Genomic DNA, 23,611 nt, shown 5'->3' on the forward strand with positions numbered 1-23,611 from the left:
CGGGGTAATCGGCAGGTCATGCGCGAAGCACTTCAGATGGAGGACTGGGGCGGCACCGGTCCCGTGCTGCACCTGGCCCACGCCAATGGCTTTCCTCCGGGCTGCTACCGGAAGCTCATCGAGCACCTGAAGCCGCGTTACCACGTCTTCACGCTTCGCACGCGGTGCCTCGTGCCGGGCTCCGACCCGCTGGAGCTGCGGACCTGGGATGACATGGCCGATGACCTGATTCACGCCCTGCGTGCTCAGGGCGTGCAGGGCATCGTGGGAGTGGGGCACAGCATGGGCGGCGTGGCGACGCTGCTCGCCTCCGCGAAGGCGCCCGCGCTCTTCCGGGCCGTGGTGGCGTTGGACCCGGTGTTGTTCACGGGGGCGCGGGAATGGGCGCTCCGTGCCTTGACGCTGCTCGGGCTGCGAAGCCGGGTGCCTCCCGCGAGTCTGGCGAGGCGGCGGCGGGAGGCCTGGGGCGCTCGCGAGGACGCTGCCCGGAGCTACGCCAAGAAGGCGTTGTTCGCGCGCTTCGACCCGGAGTGCTTCCAGGACTACATTACCCACGGCCTCACCGAGGCCCCGGGCGGTGGCTTCCGGCTGACCATCCCCAAGGCCTGGGAGGCGCGTGTCTTCGAGACGTCTCCCAAGGATGTCTGGCGGGAGCTGGGCACCGTGAGCGTCCCGTCCCTGGTGATTCGCGGCGGCGAGTCCGACACGCTGACAGGCGATGCGCTGGAGCGGGCCCGCCTCACACTGAATGACACCCAGACGGAGGCGCTCTCCGGCACGGGACATCTCTTGCCGCTGGAGCAGCCGGAGCGCTGCGCGCAGCGCATCCTCGCGTTCCTCGATGGCCTGGAGTCAGTCCGCGCGGTGGCCAGGGCCGCGCGTTGAACCGCCGGAGCGGGTGCTGACGCCTTGCCTTGGGGACACCTCCGGCAGTGACTCGCACGACGTGCGCTGGCCGCACCCCTCCGGAGCAACCTTGAGAGGTCGCTGTTCGGAAATGTCGGGGGTTTTGGCGCCACAAAAGTCCCGACATTTCCGAACAGCGAGCTCCGAGTGCGCGACCGGCCCCCGTCGGGTCGTGGGGACACTTCGGGCGAGGCGGCCCTGCTCGCGAATGCCCATGCGTCGGCTTCGGCGCTTCCGGGTAGCCGGTTAAAGGCCTTCAATCTCCGGATGGCCGGCGACCTGGTGGAGAAAAGGCGCTTCCTGGCGCCGCGCCCGTGCCTCCTCGCGTGCGAGGAAGGCCTGTCTCGCGCGTTGGATGTCGTGGCCTCGCCGTGCTTCAAGGACGTCGAGATAGGGGCCGACACTCTTCGTGACGCGGCAGATTTCCGAGAAGCGCCGGACCTCGTCCGAGGTGGTGAGCCCTGAGAGGAGGGCGTCGCGAAGTGCTCGCACGGCGATGGGGAATCCCAGCTTGTTGCGATACTTGAAGAGGTCCGCGACGGTCTTCGCGACGCCGTAGACGGTGACGGGCAGTCCCCAGAACAGCCGGTGCTCGACGCCTTCGGTCTGCGCGCGCCCCGAGAAGCGGACCACCTGGAGCGTTGGCTGGTCCCAGCGGGGTTTACGTGCGTGCTCGCCGATGGCCATCCAGACCTCGGCGGAGGACTCAGGCAACAGTCCGTGGACCCACAGCGCGGACTTGAGGCAGAGCACGCCCCGGGGGACGCGCTTCGTGGCAATGGCCTCCGCCGTCACCATGGCGCCCGAGCGCGCCCAGATGCCGGGCGCGACTTCTCGCAAGGCTCTGACGTTGCACAGCAGGTTGAGCTGGCTGCGTGGGGCACCGTGTGCCTCCAGGTCTCGCGACCGCAGCAGCCCCAGTGACTCCGCCAACGTGGCCACGGAAGGCCGGGTCTTGTAACCAGGCCTCCGACGCATTCTGCTCCCCATTCCCCGTCCCTCCCCAGCGCCCGGCGTTCCCGGGACGCATTCCGGGAGCAGCGTACCGGGGTGGCCCGACAGCCTTCCGGTGGCTCAGCGCGTGGCTCGCTCCGCCGAGGAGAAGGAGAACTCCGCGCGGCGGTTCTTGCGGAACGCCTCTTCTGTGTGGGCCTCGGACAGCGGCCGCTCCTCGCCGTAGGAGACGATGGAGAGCTGCTTGGGCTCCACGCCCAGGTCGCGCAGGTAGTCGCGCACCACGGCAGCGCGCCGGTGGCCCAGTGCGACGTTGTACTCCGTGGTCCCCAACTCGCACGTGTGGCCCGACACCGTCACCCGCGTCAGGGGCCGCTCCCGCAGGCCGGTGGCGAGCTGCGCGAGCATGTCGCGGGACTCGGGCCGCAGCGTGGCGGAGTCGAGCTCGAAGTACACCGGCCCGGCGGACAGCGGGCCCGTGGCCCGGCGGGCCGCGTCCGCGTCTTCATCAACGGTCCGGTTGGACGTCGCCGCCGTGGCGGTGGGGCCGCGCTGCCGGTCCGGCAGGTGGTCCGCGACGGAGGTCGTCTTGGGCTTGGAGGCGCAACCCACCAGGCTGAGCGCGGCGAGGAGAGACAAGAGGGCTCGGTTCATGCCCTGTGTCATCTACAAGGCCCATGCCGCGCTCACGTCCCTCTGAGATACCTCCACAATGGACCGCGCACCGTTGCAGCGTGCCCAGGTCAGCGTTGCGGATTGCCCTCCGCGCGCTCGCGCCGGTGGATGGTGGAGACGTCGATGCCGAGCAGCTCCGCCGCCTTCGTCTTGTTTCCCCCGCAGCGGGCCACGGCCCAGGCGATGTACTCCGTCTCCAGCTGCCGCAGGGGGACGATGGTGCGCTGCGCCGCGGCCAGCGGGTGGTTCTCCTGTCGGGTGTCGGAGGGCAGGTGGGGACGCAGCTGCGGCAGGTCCACCACCTCCGTCGAGCCGAGCACGACCAGCCGCTGCACCAGGTTCTCCAGCTCGCGCACGTTGCCCTCCCATGGCAGGGCCCCCAGCGCGGCCAGGGTCTCCGGGGAGAAGCGCTGCACCACGGAGCGCGGGTTGCGTGCCCTGGCCTGCTGGAGGAAGTGCTCGATGAGCGCGGGGATGTCCTCGCGGCGCTCGCGCAGGGGCGGCAGCCGCAGGGTGACGACGTTGAGCCGGTAGAAGACGTCCGCGCGGAAGCGGCCTTCCCTGACGCGTGCCTCCAGGTCCTGGTGCGTCGCGGCCACGACCCGCACGTCCACCGTGCGCGAGCCATCCGCGCCCACGGCTCGCACCTCTCCGTCTTCGAGTACGCGGAGCAGCCGGGCCTGGAGCTCCGGGGCCATGTCGCCAATCTCGTCCAGGAACAGCGTGCCGCCGTCCGCCTCCACGAAGAGGCCACGCCGGGCCGTGGTGGCGCCGGTGAAGGCGCCCTTGACGTGGCCGAACAGCTCGCTCTCCAGCAGGGCGTGGGGCAGCGCGGTGCAGTTGACGGCCACGAAGGGCCCCGCGCGCCGGGTGCCCTCGAAGTGCAGCGCCCGGGCGACCAGCTCCTTGCCGCTGCCGCTCTCGCCACGCACCAGCACCGGGGCGCTGGACCAGGCCACCCGCTCAATCAACGTGTAGAGGTCCCGCATCGCGGTGCTGCTGCCCACCAGGGCGCCCAGGCCCGCGCGGTCGGCGGCCTGCTGCTTGAGGGCGCGGTGCTCGGTGCGCAGGCGGCGCTGCTCCAGCGCGCGCTCCAGGGACAGGCGCACCTCGTCCAGCCGGAAGGGCTTGGTGAAGTAGTGGAACGCGCCGCGCTTCATCGCCTCCACGGCGCTCTCCACGCCGCCGAAGGCCGTCATCATCACCACGGGCAGGTCCGGGTCGAGCTTGCGCGCGGCGTCCAGCACGTCGAAGCCGTCCACGTCCTGCATGCGCAAGTCACACAGCACCGCGTCGTAGACGCGCGCGCGCAGCTGGGCGATGGCATCCGCGCCGCCGGTGGCGATGTCGACCGTGTAGCCGTCGTCCGTCAGCGGCTCCTTCAACATCTGCCCCATCTCGACGTGGTCGTCGACGACGAGGACCCTGGCTCTAGATGACATGTCGCTCCTCTCCGGCGGGCGCCGCGGCGGGCCAGCGCACGGTGACGCGAGTGCCTCGCTCCGACGCGCTGTCCAGTTCGATACGGCCTCCATGGTTGCGCACGATGTGCGCCACCATCGTCAGGCCCAGGCCGGTGCCCTGGCCGCGCTTCTTGGTGGTGAAGAAAGGGTCGAAGACCTGGTGGACGTGGCGGGGGGCGATGCCGCAGCCGTTGTCCTCGACGTCCACGCGCACCATGCCCCAGGCGCCCGGTGCGTCTCCGGTGTCCATGCTCGCGCTCAGCCGGACGCGCCCGCCGGCCTCGCACGCGTCACACGCGTTGAGCACCAGGTTGATGAGCACCTGCTGGAACTGGTCTGGGTCGGCCGCGACCGCGGGCATGGCTGAGGCGACCGTCACCTCCAGCTTCAGGCGCCGCCGCTCGGCCTCCATCCACAGCAGCTCCCGCACGCTGTGCACCAGCGGCTCCAGCGGCACCGCCTGCGCGTCCGCGGGCTGGAGCCGGGAGAAGTCGAGCAGCTGCCGCAGCGTCCGGCTCACCCTGTCAATCTGCTCGACGATGGTGCCCAGGCCCGCCGCCTGCGGGTGCTCGCGCCCCAGCTTCTCCTGCACGTACTCGGCCCGGCCGCGGACGATGCCCAGCGGCGTGCCAATCTCATGGGCGATGCCCGCCGCCAGCACGCCCACCGTGGCCAGCTTCTCCGCGCGCAGCAGCTGTCCTTCCAGCGCCCGCAGGCTGCTCAGGTCCTCGATGACGACCAGCGTGTGGACCTCCGGCGTGTTCGGCTCCAGCGGCACCGCGTGGACGTTGTACTGGCCCGGCTCCTCGAAGAGGCAGAGGGGTTCGCCGTGGAGGCTGCGCACGCGGCCGTCGCTCGTGGCCGCGTGGACCAGGTCCTCCAGGCGCTGGATGACGGGGGCCTGGGCCTGGGGAAAGGCCGCCATCAGGGGCTGGCCCACGGCGTCCGCCGGCATGCGGAGGCTCAGCGCGCGGTTGGCGGCGGAGATGTGCCGGGTGGAGGAGAGCGCGAGGACGCCAGTGGGGATGTTGTCGAGAATCTTCTGCGTCTTGTCGTGCAGGTGCGCCAGCCGCTGCGCATGGCGCAGGCTCTCCCGCAGGGCCTCCGCCCGGCTGCGCGCGAGCACCACGTACACGCCAAAGGCGATGAGGAACGCGGAGACGAGCACCGCGGCCAGCGACAGGCGCAGCACCAGGCCGCGCTCATGGGTCCGGAGCACGCGCGTCGAAGCGAGCGTCGCCACCGGCCACGCCGCGCCATTCTTGAACCGAACCGGGCTGAAGGTGACCACCACCTCCGAGTCGCCCAGGCCGAGCCGGGCGGCTTCCTCGCGCTCGATGATGCGCGTGCCCGACTCACCGTCGCGAAAGGCCTGCGCCAGCGCCGCGAGGCCGGGCGTCTGATGGCCGTCGGTGTCCAGCCGCCGGTACCCGTCCGCCAGGCTCGGGTGCGTCAACGCCGTCGGCGTGCCATGGGCCCCCAGCACCAGCAGCCGCGTCTCCGAGTCCGACGCGAGCAGCTTCAGCGGAGCGAAGAGCGGCTCGGCGTCCACCAGCACGACGACGACGGCGCCGCTGTCCTGCGCGTCCTCCGGCAGCGCGGTGGCGAAGGCGCGCAGCCAGCCCGACTGGGCCCGGGGGAGGGGCGGGGATGAGACGACATGGCCCGGCGGATGACCGCGGGCCTGCGCCACGGTGAGGGCCAGGTCCTCCGCGGTGAACTGGTGCGTCATCGCCGCCGCGCTGCGCCGGTCCACCAGCCGGAGCCGCTCCTGTCCATCCGTCCCGAAGACGAGGATGGCCTTGTACTGACCCACCGCCTCCAGCAGGGCGCGCATCTCCCGCCGGTGCTCCTCGGCGGTGCCCGGCTGGGCCAGCAGCTCGCCCGCGAAGCGCAGGTCCTCCTCCGCGCTCTCCAGCGCGGCGGACACGCCGCGAACGGCCTCCAGCAACTGCGCCTGCCGCTCGCGGGCCATCTGGTCCACCAGCGCCTGCCGGTCGCGCTGCATGAAGTGCAGGACACCCGCGATGATGCCGGAGAGCATCAGACACAGCAGCAGCACGGGGAGGACAGGCAGGCGCATGAACACCGGACCCAGGGGCGACACCGGTGCGGGGGCTCCGGCGCTTGCCGGGTCTCCACGCCGCCAGGCGGCGCTTCGTCCCGAGAGGAAAGACTCCTCCCCTAGCAACGCCCATGCCCCCGGCCTGTCCCTCTGCGCGGCGACGGCGCACCCTGGCGAAGCGCCGCAATCTGCGTGGCCCCCGTTGCATCCTGCCAGAGCCTGCGCGGGTGACGCGCGCTGGCGAAGGCAGGCGGGGCTTGTTTCAGCGGCGAGACGCCTGCCGGGTGAGCTGCTGGGACGCCTCGCGCACCTTGTCCTGGATGCGGCGGAGGTTCCGCGGCCCCATCCGCAGCAGGTGCTTCTGCGCGGCCGTCAGCCCTTCGAGCTGCGGGTCGGCGTAGACGAACACCGCCCCCTTGGGGACGACCTCCACGTCACCGTCGATGACGGGGACGGCGAGCACCTGCTCGAAGGCGAGGTGGAGCGTGGCGTCGAAGGTGCTTCCGGGGCGGGCCGTCTCCTTGTGGAGGCGCTCGGCCAGGTGACGCACCTCGCGGTAGGTGGACACCAGCACGCCCATCTCGAGCGAGCCCACCACCTGGCCGATGACGTCGTAGCGCGCGTGGCTCTGCTTTCCGATGACGAGCTTGCCGGCCTTGCGGCGTGCTTCGAAGGTTCCGGCCGGAGCGAGGAAGCGCACCGCCTCGCGGGGGCTGTCACCGTTGGCCACGTTGCCCACGACGGTGACGAAGCGGCGCAGCAGGTCCCGTTCCTTCAACCCCGCGGCGAACTCCGGCATGAGCGAGGCCCGCGCGAGCCGCGTGCGCAGCAGCGCGTCCAGCTCCGCGGCGGAGGGCAGCGGCGGCTCCGCGCGCGGCGGCGCCACTCCGGGGTGGGACGGCTTGGGGATGACCGCCAGGGACGGCCGCGGCAGCGCCGGCGCCGACTGGCGCAGCACCCGCCATGCGCCCACGCCCGCGGACAACATCACCAGCGCCGCCACGCCCACGCCCCAGTGCATCCGGCGCTGGGACTTCGTCACCACTTCAGGGTTGCTCATGCGTCCATCCTCCAAGGGATGCCGCATGGGATTGCAGCCGCGATGCCAGCAGGTCCGCGCCGCCGTGAAGCCGCGCGTTTCCCTCTGAGACGCGGGCCGCCGTGTGGCCCCGCGGCCACGCTCGCCTGCCTCGCGAGCGTGGCGGGCTGCGCGGCATCCCGTGGCGAAGCGCCACGAGGCGCGCGGGGGGAACGCTACGCGCGAGGCCGGGACGCGCCCGAGTCGCCGTCCGTGGCGGCGAGGGCGGCCTCGGCCGGGGCCTCGGCCCAGCGGATGTGGAAGGTGGCCGCGGTGCCGTCGAACTCCTCGGGGATGCTCACCACCCGCCACCCACCGCACAGCTCCACCGCGCGCGCCAGCAGGCCCGCGGAGAAGGTAGGCAGGTCCGCCAGCACGTCATTCATCCGCAGCTCCACCGAAGTGGGGCTCCGCTCGACGATTTCAACCACACTGAAGTTGTTGCCGGCGCGAAAGCCCATGCCCGCGCGCAGCAGCATCCGCCGGGGCCCTGCCAGCCGGACGACGCCCAGCAGGGCCCGGCCGAAGAAGGTGCCGAAGTACGCGTCCATGAAGCGCTCGCCCAGCGAGTAGTAGGCCGCCTCGGCCGGGACGCCACCGTAGACATGACCGGCGGCGATTCGGAGGAACTCCTTCCACTGCTCCAGGGTGTAGGTCCGCTCCAGCTTCTGGTCGAGCGCCAGCCCCGCCCGGCGCAGGTGCTCTCGGCACGCCGGGGTGAGGCGGTTCTCGAGGGCGCGCACGAAGAGCGCCTCGACGGTCTGGGTGAAAACAAGCTTCTCGGAAGGAGTCATAGAGGCGCTCCGTATACACCGAGCGGGCCGTGGGATGCTTGCCTACTGGTGAATGTTCGTTCAGTGAAACTGTCCGCGAGTGTCAGAACGGCCCGCGTCACGTACTGGCTGTCAGAGCGACATGTGGGTGACGTGCGCAGGGTGCGCCTCGGGTTTTCCGTGCAGGGAGTGCAGTTATTCCTGTTCTAGCCCATTCACGCGAGGACCTGGGAGGGGGGGGCGCTCACGGGCAGGCACGAGAAGGCGATTGCGCCCTGGCGAGCCCGGCCGCAATGACGGAGGCCATGGACCCGCGCGCCCCTGGCTCCTCGAAGACGGACCCGTCCTACAACGTGCTCCACCAGCAGCGGACGCGGCTGCCGCTGGACGTCCTCTTCGCGCCGCGCAGCGTGGCCGTCGTCGGCGCCACCGAGCGGCCCGGCAGCGTGGGGCGCACGGTGCTGTGGAACCTCATCAGCAACCCCTTTGGCGGCACCGTCTACCCCATCAACCCGAAGCGGCCCAACGTGCTGGGCATCAGGGCGTGGCCGTCCCTGGGGGCCTTGCCGGAGCGGGTGGACCTGGCCATCGTCGTCACGCCCGCGCAGGCGGTGCCCGGCGTCATCGAGGAGTGCGCGGCGCTGGGCATCCGGGGCGCCATCATCCTCTCCGCGGGCTTCAAGGAGATTGGGGCGGAGGGGGAGCGGCTGGAGCGGGAGATCCTCCGCATCGCTCAGGCGGCCCAGGTGCGCATCATCGGCCCCAACTGCCTGGGGGTGATGCGCCCGCCCGGCGGCTTCAACGCGACGTTCGCTGGCGCCATGGCCCGGCCGGGCAACGTGGCCTTCATCAGCCAGAGCGGCGCGCTGCTGACGTCCATCCTCGACTGGAGCCTGCGCGAGGCGGTGGGCTTCGGCGCCTTCGTGTCGGTGGGCTCGATGCTGGACGTGGGCTGGGGCGACCTCATCGACTTCCTGGCCGATGACGCGATGACGCGCTCCATCCTGCTGTACATGGAGTCCATCGGCGACGCGCGGGCCTTCCTCTCCGCGGCGCGCGAGGTGGCGCTCACCAAGCCCATCATCGTCATCAAGGCGGGGCGCACGGCGCAGGCCGCGCAGGCCGCGGCGTCCCACACGGGCGCGCTGACGGGCAGCGATGAGGTGCTCAGCGCCGCCTTCCGCCGCACCGGCGTGCTGCGCGTGGACTCCATCGCGGACCTCTTCTACATGGCGGAGACGCTGGCCCGGCAGCCGCGCCCGGCGGGGCGGCGCCTCACGGTGCTCACCAACGCGGGCGGCCCCGGGGTGCTGGCCACGGACGCGCTGGTGTCGGGGGGCGGCGAGCTGGCCACGCTCAGCCCGTCCACGCTCGAGGCCCTGGACGGCTTCCTGCCGCCGCCGTGGAGCCACGGCAATCCGGTGGACATCCTGGGAGACGCGGACCCGGAGCGCTTCGCGAAGGCGCTGGAAGTCACCGGAAAGGACGAAGGCAGCGACGGGCTGCTCGTCATCCTCACGCCGCAGGACATGACAGCGCCCACGCAGACGGCGGACCGCCTCAAGCCCTACGCGAAGCTGCACGGCAAGCCGGTGCTGGCCAGTTGGATGGGCGGCTCGGAGGTGGCGGCGGGGGAGCGCATCCTCAACGACGCGGGCATCCCCACCTTCGGCTATCCGGACACGGCCGCGCGCATCTTCAATTACATGTGGCGCTACGCGTACAACCTGGAGGGCTTGTATGAGACGCCCGCGCTGGCGCAGGCGGCGGGCAGCGCCCGGGACGAGGTGCGCCGGTGGGTGGAGGCGGCGCGCGTGGAGGGGCGGACGCTGCTGTCGGAGTACGAGTCCAAGAAGCTGCTGGCCGCCTATGGCATCCCCACGGTGGAGACGCGGCTGGCGGTGACGGAGGACGCCGCGGTGGCGGCGGCGGCCCTGGGCTACCCGGTGGTGGTGAAGCTCCACTCGCTCACGGTGACGCACAAGTCGGACGTGGGCGGTGTGCGGCTGAACCTCCCGGACGCGGAGGCCGTGCGCGGCGCCTTCCGGGACATCCGGACGCGGCTGGAGGCGACGGGGCAGGGGAGCGCGTTCGACGGCGTCACCGTGCAGCCCATGGTGCGGCTGGACGGCTATGAACTCATCGTGGGCAGCAGCGTGGACGCGCAGTTCGGGCCGGTGCTGCTCTTCGGCGCGGGCGGGACGCTGGTGGAGGTGTTCAAGGACAGGGCGCTGGGGCTGCCGCCGCTGACCACCACGCTGGCGCGGCGGCTGATGGAGCAGACGCGCATCTACGAGGCGCTCAAGGGCGTCCGGGGCCGCCCGCCGGTGGACCTGAAGGCGCTGGAGCAGCTCATGGTGCGCTTCAGCCAGTTGGTGGCGGAGCAGCGCTTCGTGAAGGAGGTGGACATCAACCCGCTGCTGGCCTCGCCCGAGCGGTTGCTGGCCCTGGACGCGCGCGTGGTGCTGCACCCGGCCTCGGTGACGGAGGCGGAGCTGCCGAGGCTGGCCATTGAGCCGTACCCGAACCAGTACGTGGCGCCCTTCCGGCTGCGAAGCGGCGAGGAGGTCCTGCTGCGGCCCATCCGCCCGGAGGACGAGCCGAAGATGGCGGAGTTCCACCGCACGCTGTCGGAGCAGACGGTGTTCCTGCGCTACGCGGGGCTGATGCAGTTGAGCACGCGCGTGGCGCACGCGCGGCTGTCCCGCATCTGCTTCAACGACTACTCGCGGGAGCTGGCGCTGGTGGCGGAGCGAAAGGACGGAGCGCTGCTCGGCGTGGGCCGGCTCACGCGGCTTCGAGGCACGCGCGACGCGGAGTTCGCCATCCTCATCAGTGATTCGGTGCAGCGGCAGGGGCTGGGCGCGGAGATGCTGAAGCGGCTGGTGGACATCGGCCGGGACTGGGGCATGGAGCGCATCGTCGCGGACATCCTCGCGGGCAACCGCGCCATGCAGACCATCAGCCGGAAGCTGGGCTTCGCCATCCTCCAGCACGAGGAGCTGTCGCCGGACATGGTGAAGGCCGTGAAGGTGCTCTGAGGGGGGCCTTGGCCGCTGCGAATCAGGGCCTCCGTCCGGGAGGGGGTGCCCACCCCGGACGGAGGCCTCGCCGCGGCTACGGCTGCCAGGCGTTGTAGAGAGTGGTCTGGATGTTCGAGGCCTCCTGGAGGTGGGCCTGGACCGTCTTCCGAATCGCCATCAGCTCTTCCTTGAGCGCCGGGTTCTGCACTTGCGGCGCGAGCAGCGAATCCCCCAACAGGGCGGTGCCGGCGTGGGCGGAGACCTGCGCATCCATCACCGACACGTCGAAGTAAGGGGCCTGCGTGGCGCTCAGGAGGTCCACGGTCTTCTGCACCGTCTGCTGGAGGTGCTGCGTCACCGGGCTCTCCGCGGGCGCGATGCCCTGGGCCGTGGCCACCTGCTCCAGGCGCTGGATGACCTCTGTGTGCATGGTGACCATGCGTGCGTTGTAGTCACGCGCCGTCGGGTCGGTGGCCTGCGCCTGGCCCACCTGGCTCAGCATCACCTCACCCGCGTTGGCCACCAGGAGCACGCCCAGTATCTGACTGTCCGTGAGCGTCACCGCCTGGCCCGCGGCCGCCTGTTGGGGGCCCAGCGTGTTCTCACTGGCGCTGCTCTCTCCGCAGCCGGCGAACATCACGGCCGCCCCCATCATCGCCACCCCCACCATCGCTCGTGTGATTCGCATGACTGTCGTCCCCCTCATCTGCTGTTCAGCTGAAGGTTGAGCAGTTGAAAAGCACACCGCCATGGCCGGGAAGCACGAGCCAGATGTGCGCGCGACAACGCTTCGGTGGACAGGAGGGAGGCGACGGCCGCTACTTGAAGTCGGCGGGGGACAGCCCGTGGCGGCGCAGGAGTTCGTAGAAGTCTGTGCGGTTGCGGCTGGCCATGCGCGCGGCGGCGGCCACGTTGCCCTTGGAGCGCCGCAGCACCTCGCACAGGTAGCGCCGCTCGAAGCGGTCTCTCGCCTCGCGCAGCGTCGGCAGCTCACCGGAGGCGCGCAGCAGCTCCGGCTCCTCTTCGCGCGCGGTGTCGGGCGGCGTTCGCGCGGAGGTGGGTGGGTCGAACATGCGGGCCAGGTGCTCGGAGCGCACGTCGTCCTCGGGCGCCAGCAGCACCACCGCTTCCATGGTGTTCACCAGCTCGCGCACGTTGCCCGGCCATGAGTGGGCCTGCAGCAGCGCCAGGGCATCCGGCGCCAGCCGCGGCAGCCGCAGGCCATTGCGCGCGGCGGCCTGCTCCAGGAACCTCGTGGCCAGAATCGGGATGTCCTCGATGCGCTCGCGCAGCGGCGGCATCACGATGGGCAGCACGGCCAACCGGTAGTAGAGGTCCTCGCGGAAGCGCCGCTCCTCGACCTCTTCGCGCAGGTCTCGGTTGGTGGCCGCCACCACGCGCACGTCGGCCTCTTCCTCCGTGGCGCTGCCCACCCGCGCGAAGCGCCGCTCCTGGAGCACGCGCAGCAGCTTCACCTGCACCCGCGGCGAGGCCTCGCCCACCTCGTCCAGGAAGAGGGTGCCGCCGCGCGCCGCGCCGAACAGGCCTTCGCGCGTCTGTGTGGCGCCGGTGAAGGCGCCCCGGACATGGCCGAACAGCTCGCTCTCCAGCAGCTCCGGTGGCAGCGCGCCGCAGTTGACGGCGATGAAGGGACCGCTGGCCCTGCGGGACAGCGCATGCACCTGCCGCGCCGCCAGCTCCTTGCCCGTGCCGGACTCGCCCAGGACCAGCACGGTGGCCTCCGACGGGGCCACCCGGGCGATGCGGTCTCTCACCTCGGCGATGGCGGGGCTGGCGCCCAGCAGCCGCTCCGGCGTGGTGCCCGCGACGATGCGGCGCAGGTCGGCGAGCTCGCGGTGCAGGTCGCTGCGCTCCGTCGCGTGCAGCAGCTTCTGGAAGAGCTCGTGGTCCTGGAAGGGCTTGGTGAGGAAGCCATACGCGCCGCGCTGCATGGCCTCCACGGCCGTCTCAATGGTGCCATGGGCGGTGAGGATGACCACCGGCAGGTCCGGCGAGCGCGCGCGCATCTGGGCCAGCACCTCCAGCCCGTCCACGCCCTCCAGCCGCAGGTCGAGCACCACCGCGTCTATCTTCTCGGACTCCAGCAGCGCCAGGCCGCGCGCCGCCGTGAGGGCGGTGGTGACCTGCATGCCCTTCGCCTCCAGGCGCAGGGAGATGAGCTCGCAGAGCTCCGCGTCGTCGTCCACCACCAACACATGTCCGCCGCGGGCCTTCATCCGTCGCTCCTCTTCGTCCCCGCTTCGGGGGCGGTGCTGGCCGGAACACCCCGGCCCAGCGGCAACACCAGCGCGAAGCGCGCGCCGGGGTTCGCGTTCTCCAGCAACAACACATCCCCGCCCAGCGCCCGCATCATCCGCTGCGCCAGGGGCAGGCCCAGGCCCAGCCCGTCCGCGTTCGCCGCGCCCACCGCCCGGGTGAAGAAGGGCTCGAAGACGCGCGGGCGCGCGTCCTCCGGGACACCGGGGCCTTCGTCCCGCACCTCCACCCGGGCCCACGTCCCGGGCTGGCCGTCCGGGCCCTGGGGCGCGAGCGTGCGGGTGACATAGATGCGCTGCCCAGGGGCGGAGACGCGCACGGCGTTCGTCATCAAGCTCACCAGCGAGCGCTCCACCAGCGCGGCATCCAGGGACGCGGGCGGCGTCGTGCCCTGGGCGATGACCACCAGCTCCGTGCCACGCTCCTCCGCCAGCTCGGACACCTCCTCGACGGCCCGTTCAATGAGGTCGTCCAGGCGGCAGCCCTCGTCCCGTCGCACGGCCTTGCCGGCCTGTACGCGCGTCAAATCCAACAGCGCGGTGACCAGCCGGATTTCACGCTCGCAGGCCACGCGCGCCAGCTCCACCACGCGGTGCTGCTGCGTCGTCAAGGGGCCGGCGGTGCCATCCGCGAGCAGGCCAATGGCTGTCCGGAGCCGGGCCAGCGGCGTGCGCAGGTCGTGGGATGCCGACGCCACGAAGGCGTCCTTGAGCTGGTCCAGCTCGGACAGGCGGCCTCGCATGCGGTCCAGGTCCGCCCATAGATTCCGAATTTCCCGGGGGCCTGACACTTCCGGGAGCGGCGCGAAGTTGCCGTCGCCCACCCGGTGCGCCAGCGCGGACAGCTGGCCCAGCGGCCGCGTCACGCCCCGCGCGACCCAGAGGGCAACGGCCCAGGCGGCGACGACTGCCAGCGCGCCCAGGGTGAGGCCCACCGCGATGGCGGACGAGCCGATGTCGTGCGCGCGCATCTCCCGTTGGCGGATGGCCGAGTGGAGCGCGAGCGTGGTGCTGATCCACGCGTCGGTGAGCTGCTCGGCCAGGAAGAGGCGCTCGCTGCGCAGGGCCGTGTTCTGCAGCCGTTCGCAGGTGTCACCCGCGAGGATGTGTCTTGCGTATGTTTGATAGCCCTGGGCGGCGCGCAGCAGCAGCGGCTGGGTGGAAGCGCCGTGGAGGGCGAGGCGGGCGTCCAGGCGGGTCAGCCGTTCCCTGAGCGTGTCAGCCGCGGCCGGCACCTCGCGGGCGCTGTGCTCACAGGCGAACAGTCCATGCCTCGCGGCGACCTCGACGCCCCAGGCCGCCTGGTGGACCGCTTCCTCCTTGATGACGCCGCCAAGCTGCTCCTCGCGGACCTCGGTGAGCAGGGACGTCATCCGCACGATGGCGACCACCGAGAAGGCGGCGGCCCCCAGCAGTGCGGCGGTGAGGAGGGCATGAGAGATGAGCAGTCGGTGTGCGAGTCGCATGGGCCGGATGCACGTTGCGCGTGGGGGCGCACTCGTTCCGGGGTACACCTCTACTGAGCTTGCGAACCGCGCGCAGCATTTTCGAGCGAATGTTCGTGTTTGAAATTCCGCGTGTCGGCTTGGGCAGACAGGTGTCGGTCCGGGCGCGGCGAAGGGGCGTCGGGAGAGGCCGACAGGTGAATCAGGCTTCAGAGTGGGAAGCCGTTCGGCACGTTCCATGAAAACAGCCCGAGCATGGTCGAGACACCTACGCTCAAGACTCCCCGGGGATGGACAGACCGTCCGAGGCAGCTGTGGACGGAGTGGAAGCAGATGGTGTCCCCCCGGACGCTACCGGGTGATGCGGGCGCCGCGCTGACGGTGGCCTGTGTCGCGCTTCCGCTCAACCTCGCGCTGGCGGTGGCCTCGGGGCTTCCGCCGGAAGTGGGACTGGTGACTGGCGCGCTGGCCGGTGTGGTGGCCGCGTTGCTTGGAGGCGGCCGGCTCCAGGTGACGGGGCCGGAGGCCGCGCTCGTTCCCACCGTCCTGCTCATCGCCACCAGGCACGGCGCCGCGGGCGTTGTCGCCGCGACGCTGATGTGCGGCGCGCTGCAGCTCGTCCTGGGGTTCGCGCGCGCGGGCCGGCTGGCGCAGTGGATGCCCGCCGAGGTGACACGAGGCTTCACCGCGGGCATCGGACTGTTGCTGCTCGACAGTCAGCTTCCCCGGCTGCTCGGTGCCTCCGGTGGCGCGTCCTCGGCGCGCTCCATGGTGCTCCCGGAGCTCTGGCCAGGCTGGTCCGTGCACGGGGCCTCCGTGGTGGTCGGCGCCCTGGTGGTGGCCTGCATGCTCGCCATCCCCAAGCTCCACCGCTCCATCCCCGCGGTGCTGGTGGGCCTGGTGCTGGCCACGGCGGCGTCGTTCGTCGGCGGTCTCTCTGATGGACTGACGCGTGTCGGCGCGCTGCCCACGGGGCTGCCCATGCCCGTGCTGCCCTCGTTCGCGGAGCTGGACTTCGCGGCCCTGTTGCCGGACGTGCTGGCCCTCACGGTGCTGGCGTCGTTGGGCTCGCTGCTCGCGTCCCGGGCGCTCGACCAAATGCCCGGGTTGACGGACCACCGCACGGATGGGGACCAGGAGCTGGTGGCCCAGGGCTTCGCCAACACGGCGTCCGCGCTGTTCGGCGGCATGCCGGTGATGGGCGCCATCGTCCGCTCGTCCGTGTCGGTGCAGGCGGGCGCGCGCACGCGGGCCGCGTCGGTGCTGCACGCAGTGATGTTGCTGGCCGCCTGCATCCTCGCCGGTGCGCTGGTGGCCCGGATTCCCATGGCCGCGCTCGCCGCCATCCTGGTGGTCGTGGGCACCCGGCTGCTGGACTTCCGCGGGCTGCACGCGCTGTGGACGGACAACGCCGGCAAGGCCATGGTGGCGGTCGCCACCGCGCTGCTCATCGCCTCGCTGGGCTTCCTGCCGGGGCTGGCCGCGGGCGTGCTGCTCTCCCTGGCGCGCAGCTTCTTCTCTCCGCCCAAGGCCCACGTGCGCAGCCACCTGCTCCGCACCGACGGGCGCCCGCTCTTCCGTCCCCTTGGCACCAATGGCGAGGGCCTGGACGTACGCCCCCCCATGCAGTTGCTGCGCGTTCGCGGCGACCTGGATGTCCGCTCCGCCGCCAACCTGAGCGCGGCGCTTCAGGGCCCGCCGTGGCCGCGGCACCTGGTGCTGGATTTGTCGGACGTGAAGTACATGGACGCCGCCGGCCTGCGCACCGTGCGCGAGTTGTCGGAGGTCCTGGCGGTCCGAGGCGGCCGGGTCATCGTGGTGGGCGCGCGCGGCGGCGTCGAGGCCATGCTCCAGGAAGCCGGGACATGGACGGGCACCGGGCCGCATGCGCTGATGTCGTCGATGAACGACGTGCTGGAGGACATCAAGCAGCAGGGTGGGCAGACCCCCATCATCCAGACGACGCAGCCGACGACGTAGTCCGCGTCACCTGGGGTTGAGCGCGGGGGATGGGCGGCACGGGTCCGCTCATCCCGCGCGATGGCAACGCGCGTCGCGGTGCGGCGGCGTCACAGCCCCAGCATCCCACCGGACCGCGAGCCTCCCGAGTCGCTGCCATCGCCGGACGCGCTGTCGCCGCCACTGGCGCTGTCCAGCCCGCCACTTCCCGTGGCCGAGCCGCCCGCGCTGGCTCCTCCGCCGCGCGAGCCCGTGGTTCCACCCGAGCCACCGCCGCTGGAGCTGACGCCGCCGCCGTGACGGGTGCTGCTGCCGCCCCCTGTCATGCTGGTTCCGCCCGTCACGCTGTTGCCGCTCGACAGGCTGCCGCCACCGGTGGCGCTGTGGCCACCCGTGAGGCTGCCTCCGCCTCCGAAGCCACCTCGGCCAGCGCCGCTGCCACCACCGGTCCGGCTGTCGCTAGCCCTCAGGCTGCTGCTACCGCTACCAGTCCGACTGCCGCTGTCCCTCAGGCCCCTGCCGAGTGTGTCTCCGCGCGCGCCGGGAGGCGCGCTCTGGCTGGCTGTCTCGCCGGGGGAGTCCGCGCCATCCGTGCCGGTGCCGGCATGGCCTGGTGACTGGAGCGACGCGGCGCCGTCAGGTCCGCCCTCGGCCGCGGGAATCGTGTCGGTGGGTGGACCGCCTTCCAGCCCCGCGACACTTGGGGCCTCGGCGCCGCCGGCCGCGTCCACCGTGGGGCCCCGCTGCTGCTCACAGCCACTCCAGAGACAGGGCGCGGAAGCCAGGCCCCCCAGCAGCGCCGCGCGCTTGAGGCGCGTTATCTTCTTTTTGACGGTTCCCCGCATCCCCACCCCCTGACCTTCAGTCCAGGGGCAACGGTAGGGAGGGGGCCGGGGCCCGGGTATCGCGCTCCCGGCCCTTGCGCCCTGGGACTCGCGGACACCCTCCACGGGGCCTTCTTTCACGCCCCGTGCCTCCGATTGCGATTTTCCCGGTGGGGGACGGGCGCGCCGCCTATTGTCGGCGGGTGATGGCAACCCCTGAAACCCAAGCTCCGCTCGCCGCGCTGCTCCCCAAGAAGGGCGAACCGCCCCTGGACGCGGACGAAATCCTCAACCGCTTCGTCGGCTACGTTGAGGCCAATGGCTTGAGCCTCTATTCGGCGCAGGAGGAGGCCATCCTGGAGCTGCTGGCGGGCAAGCACCTGTTCCTCAAGACGCCCACCGGCTCCGGCAAGTCGCTGGTGGCCACGGCGCTCCACTTCAAGGCCATGGCGGAGGGGAAGGTCTCCTTCTACACCTGCCCCATCAAGGCCCTGGTGAACGAGAAGTTCTTCGCCCTCTGCGACGCCTTCGGCGCGGAGAACGTGGGCATGCTCACCGGCGACGCGAGCATCAACCGCGACGCGCCCATCATCTGCTGCACCGCCGAAATCCTCGCCAACCTGGCCCTGCGCGACGCGAGCGCCCGCGTGGACTACGTCGTCATGGACGAGTTCCACTACTACTCGGACCGCGAGCGCGGCGTGGCCTGGCAGCTTCCGCTCATCGCGCTGCCGGACACCACCTTCCTGTTGATGTCCGCCACGCTGGGCCCCACGCACGTCATCGAGGAGAGCCTGGCGAAGCTCACCGGCCGGGAGGTGGCCACCGTGCGCAGCGCCGAGCGCCCCGTACCGCTGGACTTCGACTACCGCGAGTCGCCGCTGCACGAGACGATTGAAGACCTCATCGCGCGCGGGAAGTACCCCATCTACCTGGTCAACTTCACCCAGCGCACCGCCGCCGAGCAGGCGCAAAACCTGATGAGCGTGGACTTCTCCACCAAGGAGGAGAAGGAGGCCATCCGGCTGGCGCTCCAGGACGCGCCCTTCGACACGCCCTACGGCAAGGAGTTCCAGCGCTTCCTGCGCCACGGCATCGGCATGCACCACGCCGGCCTGCTGCCCAAGTACCGCCTGCTGGTGGAGAAGCTGGCCCAGCACGGGCACCTCAAGGTCATCAGCGGCACGGACACGCTGGGCGTGGGCGTCAACATCCCCATCCGCACGGTGCTCTTCACGCAGCTCTTCAAGTTCAACGGCGAGAAGCTGACCACGCTGAGCGTGCGTGACTTCCAGCAGATCGCCGGCCGCGCGGGCCGCAAGGGCTTCGACACGCAGGGCAGCGTGGTGGCCCAGGCGCCCGAGTACGTCATCGAGAACATCAAGCTGGCCGCCAAGGAGGCCGCGGGCAAGAAGAAGACGCCCAAGGCCAAGCCGCCGCAGAAGAACTTCGTGCAGTACGACCGGAGCACCTTCGAGCGGCTCCAGAGCGGCATGCCGGAGCCGCTGGAGTCCCGCTTCGCGGTGTCGCACGGCATGATCCTCAACCTGCTCCAGAGCGACCACCAGACGGAAGGCAACGGCGGGTACAAGCGGCTGGTGACGCTGGTGCAGCGCAGCCACGACTCGGACTACCTCAAGCGCCGGCACCTCAAGGAGGCCGCGCGCGACTTCCGCACGCTGCGCGAGGCGGAGATCCTGGAGGTGGAGAAGGGGCAGGGCGGCTCGGGCGCCACGGTGAAGGTGGCGGGGGAGATGCAGCACGACTTCAGCCTCAACCACACGCTGTCGCTGTACCTGCTCGACACGTTGGAGCTGTTGGATCCAACCACGGACACGTATGCGCTCGACGTGGTGTCGCTGGTGGAGGCCATCCTGGAGAACCCGGACGTGGTGCTCTACGCGCAGCTCCACCAGCTCAAGGGCGAGAAGATCAACGAGCTGAAGGCGCAGGGCGTGGAGTACGACGACCGCATGGCGGAGCTGGAGAAGCTCGAGTGGCCCAAGCCCAACCGCGACTTCATCTACGGCACCTTCAACAAGTTCGCGCAGAAGCACCCGTGGGTGGGCGAGGAGAACATCCGGCCCAAGTCCATTGTCCGCGACATGTTCGAGCGGTTCATGTCCTTCCCGGACTACATCCGCGAGTACGGCCTCCAGCGCAGCGAGGGCGTGCTGCTGCGGTATGTGAATGACACATACAAGACGCTGGTGCAGACGGTGCCGGAGCGCTTCCGCACGGAGGAGGTGGAGGACTTCATCGACCACCTGCGCGCCACGCTCCGGCAGGTGGACTCCAGCCTGCTGGATGAGTGGGAGCGCATGCGCAACCCGGAGGCCGCCGTCGAGGCGAAGCCGGTGGTGGAGCTCAAGCCGAAGGAGCTCACCGACGACCCGAAGGCCTTCGCCGCGCGTGTGCGCGAGGAGCTGCACCGGCTGCTCAAGGCGCTGGGCCAGAAGCGCTATCTGGACGCGCTGTCCATGCTGGACAACGCGCTGGGCGAATGGACGGCCCCTAAGCTGGAGCAGGCCATGGCGCCGTACTTCGAGGAGCACAAGGTCGTGGTGCTCACGCCTCAGGCGCGCAAGCCCGCCAACACCTTCCTGAAGGAGGCGGGCACGCGGCTGTGGGAGACCCAGCAGCGCATCATCGACCCGGAAGGGCACGGCGACTGGATGATCGACTGCGAGATAGACCTGCGGGACAGGCGCCTGGATGAGGGCCCCATCCTGATGCTCCGCCGCATCAGCGTGTAGCCCGGGCTCAGCCCTCGGAGGCCGGCGCTTCCAAGGGACGCGCCGCCGACAGCGACTCGGGCTCCGGCGGCGTCAGCTCACGCACCTCCAGCTCGCCGCCCGCGTCGGGCGTGAGCACCATCCGCCAGTCGCCCGCGGCCAGCACCACGCGGTCCGTCTCGCAGCGCACCTCCAGGCCCGCGTCCTCGACGGTCCACGCGCCCGCCCACACGGTCGTGAGCGGCGCGCAGCCAGCGTCGTCGCACGTCTGCGTCTGGGCCACCCAAACCCGGCCCTCCGGCGCGGCGGGGCAGGACACCGGCTCCGCGTAGCGGAGCACGGGGCCGTCCAGCTCGTCTGGGCCCGCGTCGGGGAACAGCGGCTCGGAGGGGAGCAGCTCCACGCCACGCGCGGCCCTCGCCTCTCGCGGCACCCCGTCGAGCATCGCCGTCTCGGCCAAGGCCACCGGCGCGGCCAGCCAGCCACACAGCAACGTCACCTTCCATCCCCGCATCGTCCACATGGCGACAAGCTCCTTGGCCGCGGTGTCGTTCGCGGCCCACGGGAGTCGGGTTGTGCAAGGCCTGGACCGGGCGGGTGTGTGGCTCTGGAGCCACGGGGTGGGCCGTGGCGCGTACAGGCGTGTTTCGGGGCCATGCCTGTCGGGAATGGCAGACACCTCGCCGTGCTTCGCGGGCGCTCGTCGCTTTCTCGCGCGGAAATGCGGGCCAGCCCGCCGCGCAGCGGCTACCGTCGGACCATATGGCCCGACTGCGTGCCGTGGATCAGCCGCTTCGCCGGGATGTCCGCCTGCTTGGTCGGCTCCTGGGAGAAGTCCTCGTCGAACAGGAAGGGCAGGCGCTCTTCGACCTGGAAGAAGAAGTGCGCCGCCTCGCCATCCAGCGTCGCCGGGGCCCCGTGGCCGGGCGGCGCGCGGTGGCGGCCGAGCTGGCGGAGGTGCTCCAACGTCTGCCGCTTGAGCAGGCCGAGCCGGTGCTGCGCGCCTTCTCCGTGTACTTCCAGTTGGTGAACCTGGCGGAGCAGCACCACCGCATCCGCCGCGCCCGCACCCACGCGGAGGCCGCGTCCGCCAGGCCCCAGCGCGGCTCGTTGGAGGCCACGCTGCTCCTGCTCAAGGACGCGGGCATCCCCGCGGAGCGCGTGCGCGAGGCCGTGCGCACCCTGCGCGTGACGCTGACGCTCACCGCGCACCCCACGCAGGCCGTGCGCCGCACGCTGCTGGAGAAGCTCTACCGCATGGCGGGCCTGCTGGAGGAGCGGGACCGCTGCGAGCTGACGCCGCGCGAGTCCTCGGTGAACCTGGCGCTGCTGCGCGAGGAAATCACCCTGCTGTGGCAGACGGACGAGCTGCGCCGCGAGCGCCCCACCGTGGGCGACGAGGTGAAGAACGTCCTCTGGTACGTGGAGGAGGTGCTCGCCGACGAGCTGTCCCTGCTGCCGGAGCTGCTGGACTGGGCCTTCGAGCGCGCCTACGGCGAGCCGCTGGGGCCGGTGGACACGCCCGTGCGCATCCATTCGTGGGTGGGCGGGGACATGGATGGCAACCCGCTGGTGACGCCCGACGTGTTCGCGGACACGCTGCGCGCGCACCGGGCCCGAGGACTGCGGCGGCTGCTCCAAGACCTGGAGCGGCTGGGCGGGCGGCTGTCCCAGTCGGAGCGTCACGCGAAGCCGTCCGAGGAGCTGCTGCGCTCGGTGGCGAAGGACGCGGAGGAGCTGCCCGACGCCGAGCGCCGCTACGGCCCCCGCACCCCGGGCGAGCCGCTGCGGCACAAGCTGCGCTTCATGGAGGAGCGGCTGCACCGCGCGCTCCACTATGTGACGCAGCAGCGCGCCGGGGCGAGCGTCCCCATGCCGCCGGGCGCCTACCGCACGCCGGAGGCCATGCTGGCGGACCTGGACGTGCTGGGCCGCGCGCTGGAGGCGTCGAAGGGCACGCACGCGGGACTTCGGGACGTGCGGCAGGTCCGGGAGCGGCTGCTCGCGCTGGGGCTGTCGCTGGCGGAGCTGGAGGTGCGCGCGCCCGCGGAGGACGCGGTGAGCGCGGCGGGCTCGTTCAACGGGGGCCCGGCGCCGACGGAAGGTGGGGCGCGGCTCCTGGAGGTGCTGGCGCGGCTGAAGGAGGCCCAGTCGGAGTCGGGTGAGCCCGCGTGCCGCACGCTCATCCTGAGCATGGCCAGCACCGCCGAGGACGTGCTCGCGGCCTTCCGCTGCTTGAAGCACGCGGGCCTGTGGGACGCGCGGCGGGGCTGCGCCACGGTGGACGTGGTGCCGCTGTTCGAGCAGCTGGGCGCGCTGGACTCGGGCCCGGACGTGCTGCGCACGCTCTTCGCGGACGCGGAGTACCGCAAGCACCTGGACGTGCGCGGTGGCCAGGAGGTGATGGTGGGCTACAGCGACTCCGGCAAGGAGGTGGGCCTCCTGGCGGCCAGCGCGGCGCTGTACCGCGCGCAGGTGGCGCTCACGGAGGTGTCGCGCGAAGCGGGCGTCCCGCTGCGGCTGTTCCACGGCCGCGGCGAGTCCGTGGCGCGTGGCGGTGGCCCCGCGCAGGAGGCGATTCTCGCGCTGCCGCCCGGCGCGGTGGCGGGTGGCTACAAGGCGACGGAGCAGGGCGAGGCGCTGGACCACAAGTACGCGCGCCCGGAGCTGGCGCGGCGCACGCTGGAGCTCATCCTGGGCGGCGTGTTGCTGCACACGCTGGACGCGCAGCCGCGTCCGGAGCCCGAGGCCGAGCGCACCTTCCGCGCCGCGTTCGACACGCTGGCGGAGACGGGGCGCAAGGCGTACCGCGCCCTGGTGTGGGAGGACCCTCAGTTCCTGGCGTTCTTCACCGCCGCGACGCCGGTGGAGGAGATTGCGTCGCTGCCCATCGGCTCGCGCCCCAGCAAGCGCAAGGCGGGAGGGCTGGACACGCTGCGCGCGATTCCGTGGGTGTTCGGCTGGACGCAGAACCGGGCCATCCTCCCGGGCTGGTACGGCGTGGGCTCGGCGCTGGAGGCCTTCTCGAAGGAGGACGGTGGGGCGGCGCAGCTCAAGCGCATGTACCGGGAGTGGCCCTTCTTCCGCGCCGTCATCGACAACGTCACCATGGTGCTGGCGAAGTCGGACATGGCCATCGCGGGGCGCTACGCGTCGCTGGCGCCTCCCGCCACCCGGTCGCTGTGGCGGCGCATCCAACAGGAGCACCGGCGCACGCGCAGGCAGGTGAAGCGGCTGACGGGCGAGTCGAAGCTGCTCGACAACAACCCGCAGCTCCAGCGCAGCATCTCCCTGCGCAACCCCTACGTGGACCCCATGTCCTTCCTCCAGGTGGAGCTGCTCAAGCGCAAGCGCGAGGGCCAGGCGGAGGTCAATCGTCCACTGTTGCTCACGCTCAACGGCATCGCCGCAGGCATGCGCAACACCGGGTAGGCT

At 71.3% G+C, this 23,611-nt stretch carries 16 protein-coding genes; 5 read left to right on the forward strand and 11 right to left on the reverse strand.

Annotation, left to right across the window (positions count from 1 at the left end; translation table 11 throughout):
- Positions 1-18: 18 nt before the first annotated feature.
- Positions 19-885: an alpha/beta fold hydrolase gene (locus HV826_RS14070; RefSeq protein WP_176417525.1), complete on the forward strand. Its 867-nt coding sequence runs from the start codon at positions 19-21 to the stop codon at positions 883-885.
- Between the two features lie 267 nt (positions 886-1,152).
- On the opposite strand, the gene HV826_RS14075 is transcribed toward HV826_RS14070, so the two are convergent.
- The 6 genes from HV826_RS14075 to HV826_RS14100 all read right to left on the reverse strand — a co-directional run bounded on the left by HV826_RS14075 (position 1,153) and on the right by HV826_RS14100 (position 7,935).
- Positions 1,153-1,848 carry a hypothetical protein gene (locus HV826_RS14075; protein ID WP_368670918.1) on the reverse strand — a complete coding sequence of 232 codons (696 nt, stop codon included), beginning with the start codon at positions 1,846-1,848 and terminating at the stop codon, positions 1,153-1,155.
- A gap of 132 nt (positions 1,849-1,980) precedes the next feature.
- A complete protein-coding gene (locus HV826_RS14080) occupies positions 1,981-2,514 on the reverse strand; it encodes an OmpA family protein (RefSeq protein ID WP_176417527.1) in 534 nt (177 codons plus the stop codon).
- 89 nt (positions 2,515-2,603) lie between these two features.
- Positions 2,604-3,977, reverse strand: coding sequence for a sigma-54 dependent transcriptional regulator (locus HV826_RS14085; protein ID WP_176417528.1), 1,374 nt, complete (start codon positions 3,975-3,977; stop codon positions 2,604-2,606).
- Entirely contained in the window at positions 3,967-6,081 is a 2,115-nt protein-coding gene (locus tag HV826_RS14090; protein ID WP_176417529.1) for an ATP-binding protein, read from the reverse strand. The genes HV826_RS14085 and HV826_RS14090 overlap by 11 nt, the downstream gene beginning before the upstream one ends.
- Positions 6,082-6,325: 244 nt before the next feature.
- Entirely contained in the window at positions 6,326-7,123 is a 798-nt protein-coding gene (locus HV826_RS14095) for a DUF3014 domain-containing protein (protein ID WP_255208129.1), read from the reverse strand.
- A gap of 194 nt (positions 7,124-7,317) precedes the next feature.
- On the reverse strand, positions 7,318-7,935 hold the full coding sequence (locus tag HV826_RS14100) for a DUF2378 family protein (RefSeq protein ID WP_176417531.1): 618 nt from the start codon (positions 7,933-7,935) through the stop codon (positions 7,318-7,320).
- Positions 7,936-8,219: 284 nt separating this feature from the next.
- Between HV826_RS14100 and HV826_RS14105 the strand changes: the two genes are divergently transcribed.
- Positions 8,220-10,955 carry a bifunctional acetate--CoA ligase family protein/GNAT family N-acetyltransferase gene (locus HV826_RS14105; protein ID WP_176417532.1) on the forward strand — a complete coding sequence of 912 codons (2,736 nt, stop codon included), beginning with the start codon at positions 8,220-8,222 and terminating at the stop codon, positions 10,953-10,955.
- Positions 10,956-11,031: 76 nt separating this feature from the next.
- On the opposite strand, the gene HV826_RS14110 is transcribed toward HV826_RS14105, so the two are convergent.
- The 3 genes from HV826_RS14110 to HV826_RS14120 all read right to left on the reverse strand — a co-directional run bounded on the left by HV826_RS14110 (position 11,032) and on the right by HV826_RS14120 (position 14,679).
- Positions 11,032-11,625, reverse strand: a complete 594-nt coding sequence (locus tag HV826_RS14110) for a DUF4142 domain-containing protein (RefSeq protein WP_255208130.1) — start codon at positions 11,623-11,625, stop codon at positions 11,032-11,034.
- Positions 11,626-11,755: 130 nt separating this feature from the next.
- Complete coding sequence (locus HV826_RS14115; RefSeq protein WP_176417533.1) at positions 11,756-13,174, reverse strand: sigma-54 dependent transcriptional regulator; 1,419 nt, start codon at positions 13,172-13,174, stop codon at positions 11,756-11,758.
- Positions 13,171-14,679, reverse strand: a complete 1,509-nt coding sequence (locus tag HV826_RS14120) for a HAMP domain-containing sensor histidine kinase (protein WP_176417534.1) — start codon at positions 14,677-14,679, stop codon at positions 13,171-13,173. Before HV826_RS14120 ends, HV826_RS14115 begins: the two co-directional genes overlap by 4 nt.
- A 312-nt stretch (positions 14,680-14,991) precedes the next feature.
- Here HV826_RS14120 and HV826_RS14125 point away from each other — a divergent pair, with 312 nt between their 5' ends.
- A complete protein-coding gene (locus HV826_RS14125; protein ID WP_255217213.1) occupies positions 14,992-16,638 on the forward strand; it encodes a SulP family inorganic anion transporter in 1,647 nt (548 codons plus the stop codon).
- Between the two features lie 89 nt (positions 16,639-16,727).
- On the opposite strand, the gene HV826_RS14130 is transcribed toward HV826_RS14125, so the two are convergent.
- Positions 16,728-17,462: a hypothetical protein gene (locus HV826_RS14130; RefSeq protein ID WP_176417536.1), complete on the reverse strand. Its 735-nt coding sequence runs from the start codon at positions 17,460-17,462 to the stop codon at positions 16,728-16,730.
- Between the two features lie 185 nt (positions 17,463-17,647).
- Here HV826_RS14130 and HV826_RS14135 point away from each other — a divergent pair, with 185 nt between their 5' ends.
- The gene (locus HV826_RS14135) at positions 17,648-20,197 is read left to right on the forward strand and encodes an RNA helicase (protein WP_176417537.1); all 2,550 of its coding nucleotides are present in this window, start codon (positions 17,648-17,650) and stop codon (positions 20,195-20,197) included.
- A gap of 7 nt (positions 20,198-20,204) precedes the next feature.
- On the opposite strand, the gene HV826_RS14140 is transcribed toward HV826_RS14135, so the two are convergent.
- Entirely contained in the window at positions 20,205-20,699 is a 495-nt protein-coding gene (locus HV826_RS14140) for a hypothetical protein (RefSeq protein ID WP_176417538.1), read from the reverse strand.
- Positions 20,700-20,938: 239 nt separating this feature from the next.
- Between HV826_RS14140 and HV826_RS14145 the strand changes: the two genes are divergently transcribed.
- On the forward strand, positions 20,939-23,608 hold the full coding sequence (locus tag HV826_RS14145) for a phosphoenolpyruvate carboxylase (RefSeq protein WP_176417539.1): 2,670 nt from the start codon (positions 20,939-20,941) through the stop codon (positions 23,606-23,608).
- The last annotated feature ends 3 nt before the right edge of the window (positions 23,609-23,611 follow it).

It is taken from the genome of Myxococcus sp. AM010, from assembly GCF_013372585.1.
GTDB lineage: Bacteria > Myxococcota > Myxococcia > Myxococcales > Myxococcaceae > Myxococcus > Myxococcus vastator.